At 41.6% G+C, this 19587-nt stretch carries 22 protein-coding genes; 16 read left to right on the top strand and 6 right to left on the bottom strand.

Annotated elements, in window-relative coordinates; translation table 11 throughout:
• Positions 1 to 2 precede the first annotated feature (2 nt).
• The gene (gene nuoN, locus AC2TFD_RS29330) at positions 3 to 1520 is read left to right on the top strand and encodes an NADH-quinone oxidoreductase subunit NuoN (protein ID WP_484674640.1); all 1518 of its coding nucleotides are present in this window, start codon (positions 3 to 5) and stop codon (positions 1518 to 1520) included.
• A gap of 139 nt (positions 1521 to 1659) precedes the next feature.
• On the opposite strand, the gene AC2TFD_RS29325 is transcribed toward nuoN, so the two are convergent.
• From AC2TFD_RS29325 to AC2TFD_RS29315, 3 genes are read right to left on the bottom strand one after another with little or no spacing between them, the layout of a single operon-like run.
• Complete coding sequence (locus AC2TFD_RS29325) at positions 1660 to 2259, bottom strand: general stress protein (protein ID WP_484674639.1); 600 nt, start codon at positions 2257 to 2259, stop codon at positions 1660 to 1662.
• Between the two features lie 52 nt (positions 2260 to 2311).
• Positions 2312 to 2482 carry a CsbD family protein gene (locus tag AC2TFD_RS29320; RefSeq protein WP_484674638.1) on the bottom strand — a complete coding sequence of 57 codons (171 nt, stop codon included), beginning with the start codon at positions 2480 to 2482 and terminating at the stop codon, positions 2312 to 2314.
• A 53-nt stretch (positions 2483 to 2535) separates the two neighbouring features.
• Entirely contained in the window at positions 2536 to 2784 is a 249-nt protein-coding gene (locus AC2TFD_RS29315; protein ID WP_484674637.1) for a hypothetical protein, read from the bottom strand.
• Between the two features lie 218 nt (positions 2785 to 3002).
• Between AC2TFD_RS29315 and AC2TFD_RS29310 the strand changes: the two genes are divergently transcribed.
• From AC2TFD_RS29310 to AC2TFD_RS29300, 3 genes are all read left to right on the top strand, one after another.
• Positions 3003 to 3164, top strand: a complete 162-nt coding sequence (locus tag AC2TFD_RS29310) for a hypothetical protein (protein WP_484674636.1) — start codon at positions 3003 to 3005, stop codon at positions 3162 to 3164.
• 51 nt (positions 3165 to 3215) lie between these two features.
• Positions 3216 to 4721 (top strand): mechanosensitive ion channel, encoded by a 1506-nt coding sequence (locus AC2TFD_RS29305; RefSeq protein WP_484674635.1) that lies wholly within the window; start codon positions 3216 to 3218, stop codon positions 4719 to 4721.
• A 242-nt stretch (positions 4722 to 4963) separates the two neighbouring features.
• Positions 4964 to 6256, top strand: a complete 1293-nt coding sequence (locus AC2TFD_RS29300) for a hemolysin family protein (protein ID WP_484674634.1) — start codon at positions 4964 to 4966, stop codon at positions 6254 to 6256.
• Between the two features lie 68 nt (positions 6257 to 6324).
• Here AC2TFD_RS29300 and AC2TFD_RS29295 read toward each other — a convergent pair whose 3' ends face one another.
• A complete protein-coding gene (locus AC2TFD_RS29295; RefSeq protein ID WP_484674633.1) occupies positions 6325 to 7056 on the bottom strand; it encodes a TrkA C-terminal domain-containing protein in 732 nt (243 codons plus the stop codon).
• Between the two features lie 298 nt (positions 7057 to 7354).
• Between AC2TFD_RS29295 and gsiB the strand changes: the two genes are divergently transcribed.
• The 4 genes from gsiB to AC2TFD_RS29275 all read left to right on the top strand — a co-directional run bounded on the left by gsiB (position 7355) and on the right by AC2TFD_RS29275 (position 9849).
• A complete protein-coding gene (gene gsiB / locus AC2TFD_RS29290; protein WP_484674632.1) occupies positions 7355 to 7741 on the top strand; it encodes a glucose starvation-inducible protein GsiB in 387 nt (128 codons plus the stop codon).
• Positions 7728 to 7991 carry a hypothetical protein gene (locus tag AC2TFD_RS29285; protein WP_484674631.1) on the top strand — a complete coding sequence of 88 codons (264 nt, stop codon included), beginning with the start codon at positions 7728 to 7730 and terminating at the stop codon, positions 7989 to 7991. The genes gsiB and AC2TFD_RS29285 overlap by 14 nt, the downstream gene beginning before the upstream one ends.
• Positions 7992 to 8144: 153 nt before the next feature.
• A complete protein-coding gene (locus AC2TFD_RS29280; RefSeq protein WP_484674630.1) occupies positions 8145 to 9296 on the top strand; it encodes an AI-2E family transporter in 1152 nt (383 codons plus the stop codon).
• Positions 9297 to 9372: 76 nt separating this feature from the next.
• Positions 9373 to 9849 carry a TraR/DksA family transcriptional regulator gene (locus AC2TFD_RS29275; RefSeq protein ID WP_484674629.1) on the top strand — a complete coding sequence of 159 codons (477 nt, stop codon included), beginning with the start codon at positions 9373 to 9375 and terminating at the stop codon, positions 9847 to 9849.
• A gap of 96 nt (positions 9850 to 9945) precedes the next feature.
• Here the strand turns inward: AC2TFD_RS29275 and AC2TFD_RS29270 are convergent, their stop codons facing one another.
• A complete protein-coding gene (locus AC2TFD_RS29270; RefSeq protein WP_335510889.1) occupies positions 9946 to 10218 on the bottom strand; it encodes a hypothetical protein in 273 nt (90 codons plus the stop codon).
• A gap of 125 nt (positions 10219 to 10343) precedes the next feature.
• On the opposite strand from AC2TFD_RS29270, the gene AC2TFD_RS29265 reads away from it, so the two are divergent.
• From AC2TFD_RS29265 to AC2TFD_RS29240, 6 genes are all read left to right on the top strand, one after another.
• Complete coding sequence (locus tag AC2TFD_RS29265; RefSeq protein ID WP_484674628.1) at positions 10344 to 11276, top strand: magnesium transporter CorA family protein; 933 nt, start codon at positions 10344 to 10346, stop codon at positions 11274 to 11276.
• 350 nt (positions 11277 to 11626) lie between these two features.
• Positions 11627 to 11944, top strand: a complete 318-nt coding sequence (locus AC2TFD_RS29260; protein ID WP_335510885.1) for a hypothetical protein — start codon at positions 11627 to 11629, stop codon at positions 11942 to 11944.
• Between the two features lie 267 nt (positions 11945 to 12211).
• Positions 12212 to 12535, top strand: a complete 324-nt coding sequence (locus tag AC2TFD_RS29255; RefSeq protein ID WP_335510884.1) for an anti-sigma factor antagonist — start codon at positions 12212 to 12214, stop codon at positions 12533 to 12535.
• Entirely contained in the window at positions 12532 to 13014 is a 483-nt protein-coding gene (gene rsbW, locus AC2TFD_RS29250) for an anti-sigma B factor RsbW (protein ID WP_335510881.1), read from the top strand. Before AC2TFD_RS29255 ends, rsbW begins: the two co-directional genes overlap by 4 nt.
• The gene (gene sigB, locus AC2TFD_RS29245; RefSeq protein WP_335510879.1) at positions 12980 to 13765 is read left to right on the top strand and encodes an RNA polymerase sigma factor SigB; all 786 of its coding nucleotides are present in this window, start codon (positions 12980 to 12982) and stop codon (positions 13763 to 13765) included. Before rsbW ends, sigB begins: the two co-directional genes overlap by 35 nt.
• A 51-nt stretch (positions 13766 to 13816) precedes the next feature.
• A complete protein-coding gene (locus AC2TFD_RS29240; RefSeq protein ID WP_420489023.1) occupies positions 13817 to 14956 on the top strand; it encodes a PP2C family protein-serine/threonine phosphatase in 1140 nt (379 codons plus the stop codon).
• A gap of 237 nt (positions 14957 to 15193) precedes the next feature.
• Here AC2TFD_RS29240 and AC2TFD_RS29235 read toward each other — a convergent pair whose 3' ends face one another.
• Positions 15194 to 15661: a Dps family protein gene (locus AC2TFD_RS29235; RefSeq protein WP_335510876.1), complete on the bottom strand. Its 468-nt coding sequence runs from the start codon at positions 15659 to 15661 to the stop codon at positions 15194 to 15196.
• A gap of 357 nt (positions 15662 to 16018) precedes the next feature.
• On the opposite strand from AC2TFD_RS29235, the gene AC2TFD_RS29230 reads away from it, so the two are divergent.
• Positions 16019 to 18703 carry an ATP-binding protein gene (locus tag AC2TFD_RS29230; RefSeq protein WP_484676389.1) on the top strand — a complete coding sequence of 895 codons (2685 nt, stop codon included), beginning with the start codon at positions 16019 to 16021 and terminating at the stop codon, positions 18701 to 18703.
• Complete coding sequence (locus AC2TFD_RS29225) at positions 18700 to 19572, top strand: CheR family methyltransferase (RefSeq protein ID WP_335510872.1); 873 nt, start codon at positions 18700 to 18702, stop codon at positions 19570 to 19572. Before AC2TFD_RS29230 ends, AC2TFD_RS29225 begins: the two co-directional genes overlap by 4 nt.
• Positions 19573 to 19587: the final 15 nt, after the last annotated feature.

Below are 19587 nucleotides of genomic sequence, written 5' to 3'. Positions count from 1 at the left end.
GGATGAGTCTTGAGGAATTAACATCATACAATTGGGGCATCATGACACCAGAGTTCATCATCGTTGGTGTTGCAGCGCTTCTTACATTAATCGATTTATTTATGCCGAAAAAACAAGACCGCCGCATCCTTGGCTGGGTGGCGATTGCCGCGATTTTCGCCGCAATGGCTTCCCTTGCTGGGCTGGTAGGTGCAGCGCCTGAATCCATTTTAGACGACACGTTCCGTCTTGATTCTTTTGGAAAAGCATTCAAATTCCTGCTTCTTGCAGGTGCGGCACTTGTACTCTTTTTAGCTGTCTCCTATAAGGGAGATGAGGGTCTGGAAGAGTACAAAGGAGAATTTTATTATCTATTCCTAACCGGATTACTCGGCGGAATGATTATGACTTCAAGCGGAGATTTAATCACATTATTTATTGGTCTTGAGTTGTTATCCATTTCTTCTTATATTTTAGCGGGTATTAAGAAGCGCAATTTGAAATCAAACGAGTCGGCGATGAAATACGTCATCAATGGTTCAATAGCCACTGCGATTACGATGTTCGGAATGAGTTATGTATACGGCTTAACGGGAACAACAAATTTAATCGCCATTGCTGGTGCACTCCAGGGCTTAGCAGACCCGCAGCATGCGTATTTGCTCGGACTGGCGTTCTTAATGATCTTCGTTGGATTGGCCTTTAAACTCGCGGCTGCTCCGTTCCATATGTGGGCACCAGATGTTTATCAAGGGGCACCAACGCCGGTTACAGCATTCCTAAGCGTTGTTTCAAAAACAGCAGGCTTTGTGATTGTGGCGCGGATTTTGATTTCTGTGTTCGGTGTAGCAGCTACAGAAGGTCCAGGCTCGATGCCAATTCTTTATAATATGCAGGACTATATCGCGGTCGTTGCCGGTGCAACAATGATTATCGGAAACGTGGTCGCACTAAGACAAAGCAATATTAAAAGAATGTTTGCCTACTCAAGTATTGCCCATGCGGGTTACGTTCTTGTGGCGTTCACGTCATTGAGTTCGAACTTCTTTTATACGGTTTGGTTCTATTTATTAGCTTACTTATTCATGAACCTAGGGGCTTTTGCCATCATTCAGTTGGTGGAGGAGAAGACAGGTTCGACACGGATCGCTGATTTTGCAGGCTTGTATCGCCGCTCACCGGTTCTTGCGGTTGCAATGGGGATCTTGTTGGTTGCACTAGCAGGCTTCCCAGGAACAGCAGGCTTCATTGGAAAGATGAACATTTTTATTGGTGCCTTTATGGTCCAGGAGCCGCATTATGTATTGGCGTCCGTTATGATTGCCACAACAGTAGTGTCGTACATCTATTACTTCGGCATCATGACACAAATGTTCTTCCGCCCAGCAGCGGACGACAGCAAGTTTCCAAAGATTCCAGTTGGAATCGTGGTTGTTCTCATCGTCACCGTCGCAGCGTCGATACTGTTTGGAATTTTCCCAGACATTGCCGTCGACTTCGTGAACGAAAACTTCAACCAATTTGCAGACTTTTTACAATAGGGAGAATCACCGGCCGGCAACTTTGGGGGAAGGACCCGGCCATGGTCAAAACCATTGGGGCTAAATATAAAAAGAAGAGGCAGGGGGCCTCTTCTTAACAAAAAGTAACGGTCCTTCGGAGGGACCGTTACTTTTTGTTTTATTGCAAAGGATCCGGGACTTTTCTTTTTTCCTGCAGATCTTCCTTCGAATCACTATTCTTCATTTCATTGCCAAGCTGCTTTAGTTCGCTCCAATCCTGTGCCATCGAACTATTGTTTGCTGCCGCTAAGGAATTCATGTCATCCATATCATTAGACATTCTATTCTTGACCAGAACTAATATTTTTCCTTCTTTAACAGAGTTCCCGTAGTATTCAGCCTCATCGTCAGGAATACCGATACCAATTAAGGCACCTGTTAAGCCTCCTAGACCTGCACCCGCTATGGCTCCGATTAAACTTGAAGCAATCGGGCCAGCGGCGATGATTGGGCCGGCTCCAGGGATTGCCAGAGCACCTACTCCTACAAGTAAACCTGTCAGGCCGCCAAGTGTTCCACCTGCCAATGCACCTGTCGCAGCACTTTCTTCCGCTACCGTACCGGTTTGATCGGCAATATGATTCACATTTTTGAGATCTTGTCCCACGACACAGATATCCTGCTTGTTGTATCCTTGTTTAACAAGATCTTCAATGGCTAAAATCGCTTCCTGTTCTGTTTCATAAACACCTACTACCGTCCTTTCAACCTTGTTCAATTTGAACTCCTCCTCTATTATTTGTTTCGAAAGATTCATAGTTTATCGGTAACTATCTTGATGATTCATCCTTTATTTTCCCAACTTCTTCTTTAACTTTACCTTTAGCTTGATCGACTTTACCTTCGGTTTCTGTTGAACGGTCATCCGTCAGTTTACCCCATTGCTCTTTTGCCTTTCCTTTAATGGTATCTACATATCCATTCACTTTATCTTTATTCATTTTGTTCAGCCTCCTTGTTTTTATATTTACTGTAGTCTTCTTCTTACTTAGCGTTATTGGTTAGAACCATCACCAATACCGCTATCCTCAACTTTTTTCTCTACATCTTTCTTTGCTTGTTTTAATTCTTCTTCTACTTTATTGACTGCATCTTCGGCAGTTTGCTTCGTGTCTTTATCTACTGAGTCTTTCAGTTGTCCATCACTGACCCCATTATCCTGGTCAACCCCATCACCGCATCCCGTTAATACAGCAAGCGTAAGAGAAACAGCCAATCCACCAACTAGTAAACTTTTCTTCATACTAACAGCTCCTTCGTCGTGTTTTGTTCTGCTCTTTTTATATTCCCATTTAGAAAAATCTGAAACTTTTTTTAGTAAAAAAGTGTGGCTATACCGTTTTCTTTCTATTAAATAGCTTTTTTAAAAAAATTTAAGTTGCTAGAAAATGAACATTTTTTGTTTAGCTTACTTACTTAAAGGGTAAAAGCATAGTAGACAAATTAAAGGAGGAAATAACAATGAATAAAACGTGGAAAAAGAAATTAATGATGACAGGTATGATTTTTGGATTAACACTTGGTGCGCTGACAGGCTGTGGAGACGGAGTGGATCAGGATAATGGCGTCACGGATGGAGAACAAAAGGATGAGTTAGAGAATAAAAATCCAGAAACAGACTAAATTTGAATTTGGGACCTTATCTAGTAAAAAGTAGAAAAGGAGATAGGTAGAATGAATCTAAACTCGATGATGACAGGATGGACTTCATACTTTTATCAGCTTCCCAACCTATTATTTGCCCTTTTAGTCTTATTGGTTGGCTGGCTGATTGCCAAAAGCATAGGAAAAAGTGTGGAAGCCCTTTTAAGAAAAACAAGATTTGACGATAAGTTGTTTGCAAACATAGGGACAAGGAAATATTCTTCGGAAGTTATTATTGGAAAAATTGTGTATTATATCTTACTGGTAGTAGTGTGGATTATCTTTTTTAATATGCTTAACTTAAGTCTTATTGCCACGCCGCTTGTACAAATGCTCACGATGATTACAGCAGCGATTCCAAACGTTTTAAAAGCTGCACTGATTTTACTTTTAGCCTGGGGTATTGCGTCGCTGCTTCGTATGTTATTTAAAAAGGGTGCGGCTCTGCTGCATTTAGAACGCCGATTCGTTCAATGGAAAATCGCCATCAGTCAAAGTGAAGCGGTAAATAAGGTTAACAGTATCGCAAATGCAATTTTCTATTTTGTCCTTCTACTATTCTTGCCTGGAGTATTAGGAGCCTTGCAGATCGAAGGAGTCTCAGAACCATTTGCTGATACGCTTTCAACCTTACTGGCCTTTATACCTAAGCTATTTGCCGCGGCCCTGATTGTGTTTGTCGGCTGGTTAATTGCGAAAATAGTCCGAGATATTTTAACAAACTTCTTAAGCAGTATTGGGACTGAAAAGCTTGGCCAGCGTTTGGGAATCGTAAAAACGACGGATACGACAAGTCTTTCCAGTATTATCGGAAACATCGCGTTTATTTTAATCTTAATCCCAACCATCATTACAGCCTTAGAAAAGCTTGAATTAAAGGGCATTTCGGATCCAGCTATTGCTATGCTTCAAGATGTTGTATCGGTGATCCCGAACATTGCTGTGGCCGTAATTCTTATTTTAATCGGGATATGGCTTGGAAAATGGGTGGAGAAAGTCGTTGCACAAATGCTGTGGCGATTAAAGGTTGATAGTGTCTTTACCCACATGGGTGTCGGCTCACTTAAGCCTGAGCAATCAACCTATACACTCTCTCAAATCATTGGATTGATAGCAAAAATTGTCGTCATTTTATTATTTACTGTCGAAGCATTACAAATTGTCCAATTGGAGTTCCTTGTCGTCTTAGGAACAGCTGTGATTTCGTACTTACCGATGTTGTTTGCTGCCCTTATTATCTTAGGGATTGGTTTATACTTAGGAAACTTAGTAGAACGTATACTGCAAAATATTCTTAAAAACAGCTATTCTAGAACGCTCGCGGCGGTTGCGAAATATGCCATTTTCTCGATTACCATCTTTATGGCACTAGACCAACTAGGTGTTGCGCACTCCATCGTCAATGCGGCATTTATTCTCCTATTAGGCGGATTGGCATTAGCGTTTGGGCTTGCATTCGGCCTTGGAGGAAAAGATTTTGCTTCTAAATATCTGCGTAAACTAGACGATAAAATCGATAACAAAATAATAGAATAAGAGATTCGTTGAGGCTAAACGAACAGATAACAATCCGGATCTACATGATTTCGGATTGTTATTTTTATAGACTGTTCTCTTATTGATAGTTGTTAAAATCCTAAAACCGATTTTAACGTGGAAATAAGTATTTTAGCGCTTTAGAACTAAGTTTGCAGGCTCTTTTCTAATTGAATTTTTTTCAAAAAAGCAACAAGTCTCAAGAAAAGAGCCTTTTTATAAGAAGGGAGGAAGGCTTATCAATGACCATTGTAAATCTATTCTTGATTGCCCTTTTAATTGCACTCACGGGATTTTTTGTAGCAGTAGAATTTGCAATTGTGAAAGTACGTCCTTCAAGAATTGATCAATTGATCGCGGAAGGGAAAAAGGGTGGTGTTGCTGCTAAAAAAGTGGTAACTCACTTAGATGAATACTTATCGGCCTGCCAGCTTGGGATAACGGTTACGGCACTCGGCCTCGGGTGGCTGGGAGAACCCACCGTGGAAAAACTAATCCATCCCTTGTTTGCGGCATTAAATATCAATGAATCGATTTCACATCTAATATCTTTTATTATTGCCTTTGCCTCCGTTACGTTTTTACATGTCGTAGTCGGGGAGTTGGCGCCGAAAACGGTTGCCATTCTTAAAGCCGAGGAGGTGGCACTTTTGTTCTCTGGACCCATTATCGGGTTTACGAAAGTGATGCGGCCATTTATTTGGGCGCTAAACGGCTCTGCCAGGCTGCTGGTCGGTTTGGTTGGCTTAAAGCCGGAATCCGAACATGAAGCAGCTCATTCTGAAGAAGAGCTTCGATTGCTTTTGGCGGAAAGCTTTGAGAAGGGAGAAATCAATCAAAATGAATTAACCTATGTCAACAATATTTTTGAATTTGATGAGAGGATCGCAAAGGAAATCATGGTCCCGCGGAATGAGATAAGCACGATTGGCATTCACGATACTATGGATGAGGTGATGGATAGAGTAAGATCAGAAAATTATTCCCGATATCCGATCATTGAGGGTGATAAAGACAACATTATTGGCGTACTAAACGTCAAAGCGATACTAACGTTAAAAGTAATGGATAATGAAGCTGTGAGTCTAAAACCTTTCATTAAACCTGTGATGAAAGCCATTGAAACCATCCCGATCCATGACCTATTGGTGAGAATGCAAAGAGAACGCACTCAAATGGCTATCCTTGTTGATGAGTACGGTGGTACATCAGGATTAGTGACAGTGGAAGATATCATTGAGGAAATCGTTGGTGAAGTCAGAGATGAATTTGATGCCGATGAAGTGGCAGAGATTCAAAAGGTAAAGGAAAACCATTATTTATTGGATGGTAAAGTATTGATTGAGGATGTTAACAGTTTACTCGGAACAAACATAACCGATGAAAGAATGGATACAATCGGCGGCTGGTTTCTAACACAAAACTTTGACGTTGATATTGGGACCGAAGCCAAATACGATGGATATTTGTTCAAGGTCCGTGAGGCTGTTGGTCACCATATTTTGTATCTAGAGGTTAAAAAAATTGCCAGCTAAAGCAACATAAGAAGGCACACGTCATTTTATATAACGTGTGCCTTCTTATGTCTGGGTGATACACTATATCATGATGAGTGGTGCTCACTGACCGGCGTATGCTGGGTATTCTTCAGTTTTTCCTCCATGATTTTAATGTCCTTTTTTAATAGCTCGGATATGACATTTTTATCTCCGAAAATCAGGATCTGATCGCCTTCGTGTATTTTTGTGTGATAGATATTTTTTCTAAGTTTTAATTCGCCTCTTTGGATAAACAATACAACAAACTCTAACTTGTCATAATCATGAATCACTTCACTGATTTGTTTTTCAAAGAGAGTGGATTCTTTATAGATATGAAGATTGAGCAGCTGATCTTGTTTTTCGGACATAAAGATATCTCTTATTGGCAGTTCATCAAGTTCAATATTCTCTTTCATATCTTGCTTAAATAACTTGGATATCTTGGTTTGCACACTCTTCAACTTTAAAAGTGCAAAGACAAGTAGAACACCGCCTGCAATAAATAAAATTTCCTTCGTCCGAAGATCATCTGATAGTATCGTACTAATCGATGAAATGATAACCGCAAGGGAGAAGGCCCCGAAAAGGATTAGAAAAGTGGCTAGTTTCCTGCGAATCGGGTGACCCAAAATCAGCTCCGACTCCCCAGTTGTAAAACCTGTACCTGTCATCAACGAAATGACCTGAAATCGTGAAACCTCCAATTTGAGATCCGTCAGCCGAAAAAGAATCACAAAAACTTCGATGACTGTTGTAATGATGATGAAATAGATGAGCAGAAACAATAGATTCATACCTTCACCTCTGAATCAAAAAATGGGCTGAGGCTGCAAGCTGCCCCAACCTTTTTAACAATGCATTTTCTCCTAAGTGACACACTCTACGTTAAATACCCGATATCCGTTGTTTTAAAACTTAAACTCAAAAGAAATTTAGATTACGAGTATTTCAAAAGTATTAAACAGAGAAAAAGAAGTTTTAGAAATGAGATTTGGTGGTACTACATAAGCAAGGGTTAGAAGTTAACCCGCATGAGAAAGTCAAAGGTACGAATCTGACTGAAGACAAAAAAATCTAAAGGAGGACGTAGAAATGGCTAAAGATAACGAAACAATGAGCAGGGAAGAAGCTGGACGCAAGGGTGGAGAAGCAACCTCAAATAACCATGATAAGGAATTTTATCAAGAAATTGGCCGCAAAGGCGGAGAGGCTACTTCAGAAAACCACGATAAAGATTTCTATGAAGAAATTGGCCGTAAGGGTGGAGAGGCAACCGCCGAGAACCATGATAGAGAGTTCTATGAAGAGATTGGCCGCAAAGGCGGAGAGGCAACCGCCGAGAACCACGATAGAGAGTTCTACGAAGAGATTGGCCGCAAAGGCGGAGAGGCAACCTCAGAAAACCACGATAAAGAGTTCTATCAAGAAATTGGCCAAAAAGGTGGAGAATCGCGGAGTAAGCAGCGTGATAACGACTAAGCCAATTGAAATGGGAATGACCGATTACGGGAATCAAAAAGAAGCTTGTGCACAATTGTACAAGCTTCTTTTCTTGAAACGATTTAAAGGAGGCCTTGATATGAAACGAGTTCTATCAATGAAAGGACTTTTAACACTTTTAGGAATGGGAGTATCAGTTGCAAAGTGGTTAGCCTCTGAATCCAATAGAATGAAAGTGAAAAATATACTCGGAAAATTGAACATTACACCTTCACTCAATAAGAAGTAAACAATGCCTAATAGGAAATCAAAAAGACGTGCATGCTCTGCATGTCTTTTTGTGAACCTGCTTTTTTTGCAAATCTATAAAAATGTGGGATTAGCTTCATTAAGGAAAGGGTATTTATTCATAAAGGGGTTTTGAAGATTGGAGGTGAGGAATATGCTGCAAGCGAAGGCATTTCGATTGGGTTACGGTCTTTTGCTTATTTTTTTAATTATTTTTATCGCAATGAAAATTGATTTTATTTTCCGGCCTGTCTTTTTACTTGTCCAAACACTCTTTTTTCCCTTCTTGTGCGCTGGGGTGCTCTATTACTTATTTCGCCCACTGGTGAATTATCTTCAGTTGAAAAATATTCCAAGAACGCTATCTATCCTGTTGATCTATTTACTTTTCGGTCTCTTAATCTCATTAGTAATCTACCTTGGCGGACCACTTCTGAAAGAGCAAATGAAGAGTTTCGTTGATAGCACACCTCAACTTATTGAGGCCGTATCAGACAAATTAACGGATTTGGAACAGAGTAAATGGATCAATCATTTACAGGAAACTGACAGTGTTGATTTAGAAAAGGTTTCCGAAGCAATTACAAAGTCGGTTTCTTCAAGTCTCTCAACAATTGGAACCAATGTAATGAATATTATCGGGGTACTTGCAGGTATTGTCACGGTCTTTGCGACTGTTCCTTTTATTCTCTATTACATGTTAAAAGAAGGTGAAAAGGCGCCACAGCATATTCTTCGTTTTTTGCCAGCCAAGCAGCAGAAAAATGGACGAAAGATTTTAGCAGATTTAGATGAAGCGCTCAGCTCTTATATCCAGGGTCAAATTCTTGTTAGTTTTTGTATCGGTGTCATGCTTTTTATCGGTTATTTGCTTATAGACCTTGACTACTCCCTTCTTCTCGCGATTTTTGCAATGTTTACGAATGTCATCCCGTTTATCGGTCCGATTCTTGCAATAATTCCTGGATTGATTATTGCGTCTATCGATTCACCGATGATGGTGGTAAAAGTCCTCATCGTTATGGTTTTCGTCCAACAGATTGAAGGACACATTATTTCACCTCAGGTGATGGGGAAAAAGTTAGAGATCCATCCGCTTACGATTATATCGCTGCTGCTTGCAGCAGGACGGATAGGAGGGGTTCTTGGGTTAATCATAGCGGTTCCTGTGTATGCAGTTATAAAGGTAATTGCCCATCACACCTATCGGTTATGGAAGCTGAGAAAAGAGAAATCAATAGAAGAAAAAATCATTAAGGGGGAAAACAACGATGAACCAAAGTCATACAATGATGCCATTTTTTAACTGGATGTGGATACAAAGTTTCAAGTTTATACATGAACGGGTAAATAAAAGGAAAGAAGTAAGGGAGGTAAAATAAATGCTGTCAAAAGAAGAACTGATTTATTTTGAGAAAAGATTATTACAAATGAAAGAAGAAACCACTCAAATAATTGAAGCCAATCAGCCTTTATCGTTCGAGGATGACGGAGAATTAACAAGCTATGATAATCATTTTGCAGATACAGCCACACAATTAGAAGAACGGGAAAAACAAAAAGTTTTGCTCCAAACAGCAAACAATCTCCTCGAAGAAGTAAATGAGGCATTGGAACGGATTAAAACAGGAACTTATGGTGTTTGTGTCGACACAGGAGAAACCATTTCCTTTGAAAGGCTTAAAGCCCTGCCGTATGCCAAACGAACGGTAGAAGCGCAAAAAGAGCACGAGACAGAGAAAACAGTTAGCCTTCCGGAGGATCAGTCATTTTTAACCCCGGAAGAAGATGTAAGAGGAGATAAGCGGATTCAGACCGTGGATGAACTGATAAACGTTCATGGAAACTCGTCGTCATAACGTAACAAAAAATGTCTTCTTTTCGGTGAAAGGAAGACATTTTTATGGTGCTGGTCATAAAAAAAACGGCTGGGGTACTAGACCCCAACACCGCCTCTATTGTTGGATTTTCTCGTTATAAAATTGAACAGCATATTGTGCTCCTTCGCTCACCATATCGTTATCGGGGAAATCCTTTGGGTGCGGATTTCCGCCCTTTTCGATTGGAAGCTGTTCTGCTTTTTCAAATACAGTCGGTTTCACCTTGTGTTTCAAGTCTCGCAACATACTTTCGGCCTTAATGCGGTTAGGTTTGTTTGATAGCCATACTGCAGCTGATGCCCCAATTCCTACCGCCACTAGCGAGCTCATGCCAAATCCTCTTTTCATCATTAAAACCTCCTTAAAATTTGAACTTGTTTTGTAAATACCCGTTTCATTTCTTTATTAAACATTTTTTACGTTAGTTTTACCTTTTTTAGGGTAATCAACTGATAGGAGAGGAGGTAAGAGGTTTGGAGAGAAATATTAATTTTAAAAAATGGAAATGGGTTCAATTAAACAAGAAAGAGCAGCATGCGGTATGGGAACAGGAGACCATGCTATCAGACTGGCTGGCAGCTGTAGGTAAAAATAACAATAATTGCGTGAAAGTACATGGGTTGATCGATGGGGAAAGGGTTGTGAATGGGTCGCTTATCTATCGGCAAAATGTCGATGAGGAAGAAGACCATCATATTTTCCATTTCTATATAACGAGCCAAACATTATTTACGATTGATTTAGAGTTTACCTCTTTTAACCAACTGGATTCAGAAGTGATGCTGCGGCAGTTAAATAAAACGGAAAATGCCGTAGAAGGCTTTTTATTTTTGCTAGGGGAACTGGTGAATGACTTGCTGGTTGAGATTGACCAGTTTGAGGAGTCACTACATAAGCTGATGTGGGGTGTGAAAAAGAGGAATGAAATGCGGATTTTGGAACATGTCTTTACTCGGCGGCATGAATTGCTGGTTTGTAAAAATCTGCTGATTCCCATTCAGGAGCTGAAAATGGCGATAGAGGAAACGAATTTTCCAAACGTAAATAAGGAAGAAATATTTATTCGGACGTGCAAACGGATCGACCGGGCGCATGTGTTGCTGCAGGAGTATGAGCAGGAATTAGACTCGATTATTCATTTAGAAGAGGTTATATCCTCCCATCGTGGCAATGAAATTATGAAAACCTTAACGGTCCTGACGATTGTTTTCACCCCGATAATGGCGTTAGGGGCGCTGTGGGGAATGAATTTTAAACATATGCCTGAGCTGCAGTGGAAGTATGGCTATCTTATATCGATCATTTCTATCGTTTTGTCGACAGCGCTGCTCTATGGATACTTAAAAAAGAAGGGCTGGACAGGAGATCTTTTAAAAGGGAAAAAGAAAGGTTCATTTTTTAAATAGGTTATTTCCGTAACGATTGTTTTAAAATCTTAAAGCCGATTTTAACGTGGCAATAGTTATTTTGCGCCTTTGAATATAGTTTGGAAGCTCTTTTCTTATTAAATTTTACTGTTTTCTACAAATGCACAGTACAATCATCAATTTTTGTTAAAAAAAAGAAAGTTTAAGAAAAGAGCCTTTAAATAAAAGGTTTGAGATGCCTTGAAAGGGGTATAACACTATCAAGGTTAGAAAGTGCTAACCTAATCCTGCTAGATTCGAAAGAGGGTGGTTGAAGTATGTGGTTGCGTTCGGTAAGACCAATAGGAATGAAAAACAGCAATCTGGAAAAATAAAAGGAGGAACCGCTTATGACTAAAAATTATGTTGATGACAAGGCAATGGAACGTAGAGATGAAAACGAAATGAAAGATAGAAACAAAAGTTACGAGATTAATGAAAAAAGACGAACAGGATATATCGATGGTGAAGACCCTTCAATGAGGCAAGAGCTCCCTGGCGAGGAGATAGTAGAAGATTTACGAGAGCTTTCACGTCAGGATGAACATAAAGAAGACGACCCAACATTTTTAAGCGGTGAAAATGTCAAACATGAGAAAGACAGGCAAAGGTATGGGGATAGTATTTCTAAGACAGCCGATAAAGAATTTCAACAAAAGAATGGATAAACCCCCTCGGAGTCGCAGAATAAAAGTAACCATTAAAATAGTAATGGATTCTTAATCCACCATACACAACCTTTACTATATATAAGAGGCTTGCACAAATGGGTGCAAGCCTCTTACTGTATGTGACAAACTCACTAGGAGTTTATCACTATTCGTAACTCTTCCTAATTTTGGTATAATGCAAGAAAAATATTTTTTAAAAAAATAGGTTTAGCTTTCTATCATAGAGGGTATGTAAACAGTAAATATTTCAGAGGTGATAATGGTATGAAAATAAATATCGAAAAACATCAGGATGAGCAGGAAATATACGTGTCGGTGTCTGGAGAAATCGATGCATATACGGCACCGAAACTTCGTGAGGAGCTATTGCCGTTTTCGGAAGGAAAGGGTAAAAGCATTACGGTCAATCTGAAGGATGTTTCCTATATGGATAGCACGGGATTAGGCGTGTTTGTCGGATTGTTCAAGCAGCTGGTCAAAAATGAAGGAGAACTAAAACTGGTAGAGTTATCAGATCGGTTAATAAGGCTTTTTGAACTAACAGGATTGAGCAAAATTATGAATATTTCAGAGGTAAGGGGACGATGACACACGTGATGGATTATATTGAAATGAAGATTCCGGCGAAACCGGAATATGTTGGTGTGATCAGGTTAACAATTTCCGGAATTGCCAGTAACATGGGGTATACATACGAAGAAATTGAGGATATAAAAATTGCAGTAAGTGAAGCGTGCACAAACGCGGTACAGCATGCCTATCCGGAAGATGAAGGCGGCGAGGTCATTGTCGGCTTCGGTATTTACAAGGATAAGTTAGAAACGATGGTAGCGGACAGCGGTAAGAGTTTTAATTTTTTACAGACAAAAAACGAACTTGGCCCTTATACGGAATCTAGTACGGTTGATCAACTTTCAGAGGGAGGGTTAGGTCTCTATCTAATCGAAACACTCATGGACGAAGTCCGTGTATCGAATACTTCCGGAGTGAGCGTCTTCATGGTGAAGTATCTAGGCGGGGAGCGTGAAAACCATGACAAAACCACCTCAGGACATGAAACGAACTAAGGAAGAAGTCTATGCGTTAATCCTGGATTTTCAGGAGAACCAGAGCGAGACCGCCCAAACTCTCTTAGTGGAACAGTACACCAATCTGATTGGGAGCATTGCGAGAAAATATTCAAAAGGCCGGAATTTGCATGAAGATATTGTGCAGGTAGGGATGATTGGGTTGTTATCCAGCATTAGACGGTTTGACCCTAGTACCGGGAATCCTTTTGAAGCCTATTTAATTCCGATGGTTATTGGTGAAATAAAACGTTTTTTAAGGGACAAGACGTGGGATGTTCATGTGCCGAGACGGATTAAAGAAACATGGCCTAAATTGAATGCAGCGGTGGATGAGCTGACCAACCTCTACCAACGCTCACCAAAAATCCACGAGATTGCGGATCATATAGGAATTTCTGAAGAGGAAGTACTAGAAACCATGGAATTAGGTAAAGGGTATCAAACAGCCTCTGTGGACCAAACGATTGAAACCGGTGCGGACGGCAGCGGGGTTACACCGTTGGACGTGATTGGATCAGAAGATAAAGGATATGAAAGAGTCGACCAGCAGCTGCTAGTAGAGAGCGCCCTTCATGTATTGAACGAAAGGGAGAGGCAAATTATTCAGTGGACATTTATCGAAAACAAAAGTCAACGCGAAGTAGGAGAGTTGTTAGGAATTTCGCAAATGCATGTCTCACGTACGCAAAAAAAGGCGATTGAGAAATTGCGGAAGGTACTTGCCCGTAATACCTATCATGACGTTTAAACTAGATGGTGCCTGTCACCTAAGAAGCAAAGGGGGGAAACCCAAATGCCAATGAAGATTGTCGTTGTAGATGATAATAAAACAAACCTAATAATTGTCGAGAAAATCCTGAGGAAAGCTGGCTATAATAGGTTGCTTATGCTGTCATCTGCAGCGGAGTTATATCAGTATTTGCAGCTTGATACACCTAATCCCTGCGAAGTGCCCGTAGACCTGATATTAATGGATTTGATGATGCCGGAAATAGATGGCATTGAAGCCTGCCGGACCGTATTGGCCACTGAGCGTTTTTCTGACCTGCCGATTATTTTTGTGACGGCAATGGGCGATTCCAACAAAATGGCCGAGGCGATGGACGCGGGAGCCCTTGATTATGTGATGAAACCAATTAATAAAGTCGAACTCCTGGCCCGAATCCGTTCCGTACTAAGGTTAAAGCAAGAAAAAGACTTGCGGAAGGAACGGGACAAACGGATAGAATATGAACTTGACATAGCCAGGCAGGTGCAAAGAAGCATGCTCAGCAGTCCTATTCAGGAAAAGGACGTTAACATATCGGCCGTGTATAGGCCCACCTTTGAACTGGCCGGTGATTTCTATGCCTGGTATCAGATTAGCCCGAATCGATATGGAGTCATCCTGCTCGATATGATGGGCCATGGGATATCTTCTTCTCTTGTAGGGATGTACATATATTCCGCGTTAAAGGATACGATTACTGGAATCGCTGATCCGGAAAAGGTCATGAAGGAACTGAACCGGCGGATGATTCAGCTCCATACCCCTGATAGTTTAATGAACTATTATTTTACAGCGATTTACTTTGTCCTCGACACCGAAAAACAAACAATAGAATTCGTCAATGCTGGTCATCCTGCGGGGATTGCGATTGTGGATCAGGAAGTGAAACTTTTAACAGAAGGTTCCTGCGCACTCGGGTTTTTTGAGGAAATTGAAGTGACCAAAGGGGTCATTCCTTACCAGGAATCTGCCCGTATTTTGCTATTTACGGATGGGTTATCGGAATGGATGGAGGAGAAATATGAGGACGCAACGGAAAAGCTGATTGGCTCCTTACAAGGTGAGGGCATTGTGGATCCTGCCGCGTTACTACATCAACTTCAGCCAGGCTGGGAGCTCGTTAATCCTCCAAAAGATGATATGTGTCTCGTCTTAATTTCTACCAATTAGGCTCTTTTCTTAAACTTTATTGTTTTTTGGAAAAAAATTTTATAATATTGCTAAGTTTACGCAGAAAACAAAAAAAGTTTCATAAGAAAAGAGCCAGCAAACTAAATTCTAAGCCCAAAATAACTATTTCCACGTTATGCTGGGCTTGGCTTTAGGACTTTAACAACAACCGTTACGAAAACACCTACCTATTAAAAAGGGTGTCAGCACTGTGGCTGACACCCGATTTTGTGAGGATTACTTCGCTAGATAGGCTTCAAACATCCATCTATGCTTTTCCAATGAGGTGCGAATGTGAACGAGCAGGTCTTCAGTAGGCTGATCCTCATTTTCCTCGGCAAGTGCGATGCCTTCTGTCAATTCACCGCAAATCATGTCAAAATCATCCGCCAGCGATTGGACCATTTGCTGCGCATCTTCATCACCTGTTGCTTCCTTTAGAGTAGTAAGTTCAAGGGTCTCTTTGAGTGTAGCCACCGGCATAGCCCGTTGCGCCAGCATTCTTTCCGCAATGGTATCCAGATGTAAGGCAGCTTCATTGTAAAGCTCCTCAAATTTAACGTGCAGCGTGAAAAAGTTTTCTCCTTTTACATACCAATGGAAATGATGGAGCTTCATATGAAGAACAGCAAAGTTCGCCACCTGCTTGTTAAGAGCCTCAGTTAAGGATTTGTTTTTTGATTTCGTTTTTGTGGCAGTTGCCATATTATTACCTCCTGTATTTTGTGGTGTACCTGTTATATACCCGGAATTGTGTTATTTGAAACTATTAAATTCTCGTAGGGAAGGAATTTGGTTGATTATGTGAGAGTAAACCGAGGTTATGCGGGAGTAAATTGGCTTATGCGAGAGTAAAACTGCCTTATCTGAGAGTATTTTCTGCAAGAAGGTTGGGACAAATTTCCCATTGGGTGAGATTGCTAGAAACGATATGATAGAATCAACTAATTTTTTACAAAGGGGGAGCAAAGAATGAAGGGATTACAATTCAACATCCACACGAAAATTATTGCCGGCTATTTATTCATTTTGGTTTGCTTGGTGGTCTCCCTGTTGATCGTCATGGATCGGATGTCGGCGATGCAGAAAGAGGTCGATTATATATCGCAGCATGATATCGAGGTTCACAATCTGGCGAATCAGATTCAAAAAAATGTAGTAGATATGGAAACGGGGATGAGAGGTTATGTGATTACAGGCAATGAGGAGTACCTCGAGCCCTACAATACAGCCAGCCGGAACTGGCTCGACAACTTCAACAAACTTCACTCCCTGCTGGCCTCAAACGGGACGCAGCAGCGAAATTTAGAAGAAATAAAACCACTGATAATCAACTACATCACCGGTTCAGCAGAATATGTGGTCAATCAGAAAGAGATAAATAACCAAAGAGCTTTAGATGAGTACTTTCAGAATAACACCGGCAAAAAGAAGACAGATGAACTTCGGAAGCATTTCGATTCCTTCCTTGAACATCAAAAGAACCTGACAAATAAGCGTGTTGAGCAGTTGACTCAGAATAATAATAATCTAAAAATAACCTTGTATGGCATTATCATGATGGTTACCGTGATTACGATTGCTACGGCGGTATTTTTGTCTAATTCCATTGTCAAAACGATTAAAGAGGTGGTCACGACGATTCGAAGTGTGACGGATGCGAGAGAGACAGAGGTAGACCTTTCCACAAGAATCGAAGTCAGCACACATGATGAAACCCGAGAACTCGCAGAAGCGATGAACGAACTTCTCAGCAATCTTGAGAAACAGAATTGGATTCAGAAAAGCGTGGCGGAGATCTCGACCATGTACCAGGGAATGACGGACCTGACAGACTTGACGCATGCGTTTATCACCAAGCTTACTCCTATGCTTGGAGGTGTCTACGGTGTTGTCTACCTGCGCAGGAATCAAGGCAGCGAAGTTCGATACGTAAAAGAGGCAGGTTATGCCATTACAGGGGAAGAAGGGGCTGCGGCGAGTTTCCGGTTAGGAGAAGGGTTAATCGGTCAGGCTGCAATGGATAAAAGAATCTTCCTGATTGATAAGCTGCCAGAAGAACATTATAAAGTTGCATCGGGGTTAGGTGAATCTTCACCGCGAAATCTTCTGGTTGCGCCGATTTTAGTGGATGGCAGGGTAGAAGCGGTGGTGGAGTTCGCTTCGTTCCAGCCGTTTATGTCACAGCATTTAACCTTATTGGATCTGCTTCAGGATAAGTTCGGTTCTGCGATTACCAATGTGGCCGGTCGAATGGAAGTAGAAAGGCTGCTCGGGGAATCTCAGGTGCTAACTGAAGAACTTCAGGCGCAATCAGAGGAACTTCAAGCACAATCGGAAGAGCTGCAAATGCAGCAGGAACAGCTGCGGATTACCAATGAATATTTAGAGGAACAAAAGCAATTCGCAGAACAACGTGCGTTTGATTTGAAGAAAGCAAAGGATGAACTGGAGGACTATTCAAGGAAGCTCCAGGCGAGCTCGCAATATAAAACCGATTTTCTTGCGAATATGTCACACGAGCTGCGCACGCCATTAAACAGTATTCTGATTCTTTCGCAAATGCTGATGGAAAATGACGGCGATATGGACAGTGCAGAAGTGAAAGACTCTGCCAGGGTCGTCTACACAGCTGGAAGTGATCTACTGCGGCTGATTGATGACATCCTTGATTTATCAAAAATTGAAGCAGGTAAAATTGAAATCTTAACCGATGAAGTCAACGTAACGGAAATTCCACAAATGATGAAAAGCATGTTCAATCCGGTTGCGGTGAAAAAGAAACTAACCTTTGAGGTGCATACAGCTTCGAATGTACCTGCTGTGATTACAACAGACGGGCAGCGCCTGCAGCAAATTTGGAAGAATCTATTGTCCAATGCCTTTAAGTTTACGGAACAAGGTTTTGTCACAGTTAGAATCGAAACTGCAGATCCAGACTATGTTCAGGAATTATTGCCTGGTCTGGATGAGGAGGAATTGGTGCTGTCCATTTCTGTGAGTGATACAGGAATCGGAATCGCTCCGGAAAAACAGGAAATTATCTTCAATGCCTTTCAACAGGTGGATGGTACGACCAACCGGCAATATGGCGGAACCGGTTTAGGGTTATCGATATGCCGAGAATTTACCCGTTTGCTTGGCGGCGCGATTACGGTGCAAAGCGAGCCGGAAAAAGGAAGTACATTTACTCTGTATATCCCTTGCAGCCTGGAACCCGCAGAATATCCTCTTCAGCTTGAGCAGCTGGCGATGAATGAGGCAGCTGTAAGTGTCAGCGAGGTTGTTGAGGAACAGCAGAAGTATAGCGATGAAACAGCTGCGGCTGAAGTAGTGGAAGCTACGGATGCCCAGTTATTTAAAGGGAAGAAAGTGCTGTTAGTAGAAGATGACCAACGGAATGTATTCGCATTGGTAACTGCAATGGAAAAAAAGGGTGTAAAGGTTCAAGTGGCCGAGAACGGTAAAGCGGCGATTGAATTTTTACAGGAGCACGGAGACTTTGACCTCGTTTTCATGGATATCATGATGCCGGTGATGGGCGGCTATGAAGCGATGAAGACGATCCGGCAGGACTTGGCTATGGATAGACTGCCGATTATCGCGCTGACCGCTAAGGCAATGAAAGGCGAACGTGACAAGTGTATGGAGGCGGGCGCTTCGGATTATATTATGAAACCATTAAATATCAATCAGTTATTCTCGTTAATGCGGGTGTGGCTGACCGAGCAGGTGAATGCAGAGTGAAAGAAACAATCCAGGAAATTGTAACAGACATCAATTTGCCAGAGCCAAACGAGCTTCAGGAAATAGAAATCAAATTGCTGCTGGAAGGCTTGTATCAAATGTATGGATATGACTTCCGCAGCTACGTAAGGGGTTCGATTGGCAGAAGGATCCTAAATCGGATGAAGGCGGAGAGACTTCCGACCATTACGGCTTTGTTGGAAAAAGTGCTTCACGAACCAGGCGTGTTGGAGCGTCTCTTGAATGACTTTTCCATCCGGATGACGGAAATGTACCGAGATCCCAGCTTTTTTGCCGCCTTTCGTAACGAAGTGGTGCCGCTGCTTCGGGAGCTTCCAGAAATCCGGATATGGCATGCAGGCTGCGCCACGGGGGAGGAGGTATACTCCATGGCGATCCTGATGCAGGAGGAGGGTCTAAGCAAAAAAACGAAAATCTACGCAACAGATATGAATGAAAAAGCCCTGACTGCTGCGCAAAAAGGAGCTTTTCCGCTAAAGAAAATGCAGCAATATACGAAGAATTATTTGAAGGCGGGCGGGAAAATGGCGTTCTCCGAGTATTATACGACGGACCATCAGTTTGCTTATTTTTCACCCAGCTTGAACGAGAACCTCATGTTTGCCCAGCACAATTTGGTAAGTGACAGCTCGTTTAATGAATTCCATGTGATTTTATGCCGCAATGTCATGATCTATTTTGATAACACCCTGCAGCAGCAGGTTCATGGTCTGTTCTATGACAGCCTGGCTGCTGGCGGATTCATTGGACTCGGAAGTAAAGAATCCATTCTTGGGCTGCCAAAGGGTATGAAATATATAGAATTTAATTCATGTGAGAAGATCTATCGGAAAAAAGCAGATGCCTGAGCAGAGTCAGGCATC

Source organism: Neobacillus sp. plas4 (assembly GCF_057221695.1).
Note: the sequence above shows the minus strand (reverse complement) of the source record. Positions and strands in the feature narration are given on the sequence as shown.

Excerpts from the sequence above, each read along its gene's own strand:
- nuoN (WP_484674640.1), top strand. The coding sequence starts at position 3 with ATGAGTCTTGAGGAATTAACATCATACAATTGGGGCATCATGACACCA.
- AC2TFD_RS29320 (WP_484674638.1), bottom strand. The coding sequence starts at position 2,482 with ATGAATAAAGATAAAGTGAATGGATATGTAGATACCATTAAAGGAAAG.
- AC2TFD_RS29315 (WP_484674637.1), bottom strand. The coding sequence starts at position 2,784 with ATGAAGAAAAGTTTACTAGTTGGTGGATTGGCTGTTTCTCTTACGCTT.
- AC2TFD_RS29310 (WP_484674636.1), top strand. The coding sequence starts at position 3,003 with ATGAATAAAACGTGGAAAAAGAAATTAATGATGACAGGTATGATTTTT.
- AC2TFD_RS29305 (WP_484674635.1), top strand. The coding sequence starts at position 3,216 with ATGAATCTAAACTCGATGATGACAGGATGGACTTCATACTTTTATCAG.
- AC2TFD_RS29300 (WP_484674634.1), top strand. The coding sequence starts at position 4,964 with ATGACCATTGTAAATCTATTCTTGATTGCCCTTTTAATTGCACTCACG.
- AC2TFD_RS29295 (WP_484674633.1), bottom strand. The coding sequence starts at position 7,056 with ATGAATCTATTGTTTCTGCTCATCTATTTCATCATCATTACAACAGTC.
- gsiB (WP_484674632.1), top strand. The coding sequence starts at position 7,355 with ATGGCTAAAGATAACGAAACAATGAGCAGGGAAGAAGCTGGACGCAAG.
- AC2TFD_RS29280 (WP_484674630.1), top strand. The coding sequence starts at position 8,145 with ATGCTGCAAGCGAAGGCATTTCGATTGGGTTACGGTCTTTTGCTTATT.
- AC2TFD_RS29275 (WP_484674629.1), top strand. The coding sequence starts at position 9,373 with ATGCTGTCAAAAGAAGAACTGATTTATTTTGAGAAAAGATTATTACAA.
- AC2TFD_RS29270 (WP_335510889.1), bottom strand. The coding sequence starts at position 10,218 with ATGAAAAGAGGATTTGGCATGAGCTCGCTAGTGGCGGTAGGAATTGGG.
- AC2TFD_RS29260 (WP_335510885.1), top strand. The coding sequence starts at position 11,627 with ATGACTAAAAATTATGTTGATGACAAGGCAATGGAACGTAGAGATGAA.
- AC2TFD_RS29255 (WP_335510884.1), top strand. The coding sequence starts at position 12,212 with ATGAAAATAAATATCGAAAAACATCAGGATGAGCAGGAAATATACGTG.
- rsbW (WP_335510881.1), top strand. The coding sequence starts at position 12,532 with ATGACACACGTGATGGATTATATTGAAATGAAGATTCCGGCGAAACCG.
- sigB (WP_335510879.1), top strand. The coding sequence starts at position 12,980 with ATGACAAAACCACCTCAGGACATGAAACGAACTAAGGAAGAAGTCTAT.
- AC2TFD_RS29240 (WP_420489023.1), top strand. The coding sequence starts at position 13,817 with ATGAAGATTGTCGTTGTAGATGATAATAAAACAAACCTAATAATTGTC.
- AC2TFD_RS29235 (WP_335510876.1), bottom strand. The coding sequence starts at position 15,661 with ATGGCAACTGCCACAAAAACGAAATCAAAAAACAAATCCTTAACTGAG.
- AC2TFD_RS29230 (WP_484676389.1), top strand. The coding sequence starts at position 16,019 with ATGGATCGGATGTCGGCGATGCAGAAAGAGGTCGATTATATATCGCAG.